Annotated in this window: 2 protein-coding genes; both read left to right on the plus strand. The window is 54.4% G+C overall.

The features are described from left to right. On the plus strand, positions 1 to 1,984 hold a 1,984-nt coding region (locus tag ACFO6W_RS26045), incomplete at its 5' end, for a transketolase family protein (RefSeq protein WP_380002054.1). A gap of 87 nt (positions 1,985 to 2,071) precedes the next feature. Further along, the coding region (locus ACFO6W_RS26050) for an RpiB/LacA/LacB family sugar-phosphate isomerase (protein WP_380002056.1) at positions 2,072 to 2,458 on the plus strand (387 nt) is incomplete at its 3' end.

Below are 2,458 nucleotides of genomic sequence, written 5' to 3' on the forward strand. Positions count from 1 at the left end.
ATCGGCCTCGATGGTCGAGAAGGCCAAATCGGGCCATCCGGGTGGCGCTATGGGCGGCGCCGACTTCATCAATGTGCTTTTCACCGGGTTTCTGGTTTACGACCCTAAGAACCCGCGGTGGGAAGGCCGTGACCGTTTCTTTTTAGATCCCGGACATATGTCCCCGATGCTGTATTCCACCCTTGCCCTTGCCGGCAAGTTCAGCATGGAAGACCTGCAGGGCTTCCGCCAGTGGGGCAGCGTAACGCCGGGACATCCCGAAAGGGATATCCTGCGTGGCATAGAGAACACCTCCGGTCCGCTCGGACAAGGACATACCTTTGCCGTGGGAGCGGCCATCGCCGCCAAGTTCCTCAAACAACGCTTCGGAGACTGCATGGACCAGACCATCTATGCCTTTATCTCCGACGGAGGCGTGCAGGAAGAGATCTCACAGGGAGCAGGCCGTACGGCAGGACACCTTGGACTTGACAACCTGATTATGTTCTACGACTCCAACGGCATCCAGCTGTCTACCAAGACCCGCGAAGTGACCGAAGAAGACGTGGCCGCCAAATATACGGCATGGGGCTGGCGTGTGATCACCATCACAGGAAATGACGCCACCCAGATCCGTGCCGCCCTGACAGAAGCCAAGCTCGAGAAAGAACGCCCTACCCTGATTATCGGTAAGACCGTGATGGGAAAAGGAGCGGTCAAGGCAGACGGCACAAGCTTCGAAGACGAAACGGAGACACACGGCCAGCCACTAAGTGCAGCCGGGGCCTCTTATGAGAAGACCATCGAGAATCTGGGCGGTGACCCGGCCAATCCGTTCGTTATCTTCCCTGAAGTCAAAGAACTCTACGAAAAACGTGCTGCCGAACTGGCAGAGATAGTAGCAAAAAAATATGCTGCCAAAGAAGCCTGGGCAAAACAAAATCCCGAAGCGGCACAAAAGATGCAGCAGTGGTTCGACGGTTATGTACCGGCTATCGACTGGGCCGGCATCGAACAGAAGCCAAATCAGGCCACCCGTGCCGCCTCCGCTACCGTATTAGGAGTATTGGCCAGACAGGTGGAGAATATGATCGTATCATCAGCCGACCTGTCCAATTCGGACAAGACCGACGGTTTCCTCAAGCATACCCGCAGCATGAAGAAAGGCGACTTCTCGGGAGCCTTCCTGCAGGCAGGAGTATCGGAGCTGACCATGGCCTGCCTGTGTATCGGTATGACCCTCCATGGAGGAGTCACAGCCGCCTGCGCCACCTTCTTCGTATTCTCCGACTATATGAAGCCAGCCATCCGCCTTGCAGCGCTGATGGAACTGCCGGTCAAGTTCATCTGGACACACGATGCCTTCCGCGTAGGCGAAGACGGCCCTACCCACGAACCGGTGGAACAGGAAGCCCAGATACGCCTGATGGAGAAACTCCAGAACCATCACGGTCACAACTCGATGCTGGTTCTGCGTCCTGCCGACGTACAGGAAGCTACCGTAGCCTGGAAGATGGCCATGGAGAACAAAACCACTCCGACAGGCCTTATCTTCTCACGGCAGAATATCAACGACCTGCCGGCCAAAGTAAACCGCTACACGGAAGCCCTACAGGCTGAAAAAGGGGCTTACATCGTGGAAGAAGATGAGAACTACGATGTTATCCTGCTGGCTTCGGGTTCGGAAGTATCGACCCTTGTGGAGGGAGCTAAGCTATTGAAAGCCGAAGGTATTAAGACCCGTATCGTATCGGTACCCTCCGAGGGTCTGTTCCGTGCACAGAGCGAAGCATACCAGCAAAGCGTACTTCCTGCCGGCAAGCGGAAGTTCGGCCTTACCGCAGGTCTTCCTGTCACCCTTCAGGGCCTTGTAGGCGATAAAGGCAGGATCTGGGGGATGAACTCCTTCGGTTTCTCCGCCCCTTACAAGGTGCTGGACGAGAAACTGGGCTTTACCCCTGAGAATGTATACAACCAGGTGAAACAGTTAACAGTAAACAGTTAACAAAGAACAAACAGTTGCAGGTTGTGGAATGAAAGCAGCCTGCAACTTATCATTCATCATTCATAACTCATAACTCAGAACTATCACATGAGCTTATTTCCCATCCCCTCAAAACCCATCGGACTGGCCAGTGACCATGCCGGCTACCCGGTGAAAGAATATATCATCAGCCTGTTCAGGGAACAGGGCATCCCTTATGCCGATTTCGGTACCTATGATGGTACACAGAGTGTCGATTATCCCGACTTCGGCCATAAGCTGGGAGAGGCCATCGACAGTGGCGACTGCGACAGGGGCATTGCCATCTGCGGTACGGGCAACGGTATCAACATGACTTTGAACCATCATAAGCATGTAAGGAGCGCCCTATGCTGGAATACGGAGATAGCAAGGCTGGTCAGGATGCATAACGATGCCAATGTGCTGACTCTGCCCGGCAGGTTTGTATCTCAGAAAGAGGCCTATGATATGATC

This window comes from Dysgonomonas termitidis (assembly GCF_042654545.1).
GTDB classification, from domain to species: Bacteria; Bacteroidota; Bacteroidia; order Bacteroidales; family Dysgonomonadaceae; genus Dysgonomonas; species Dysgonomonas termitidis.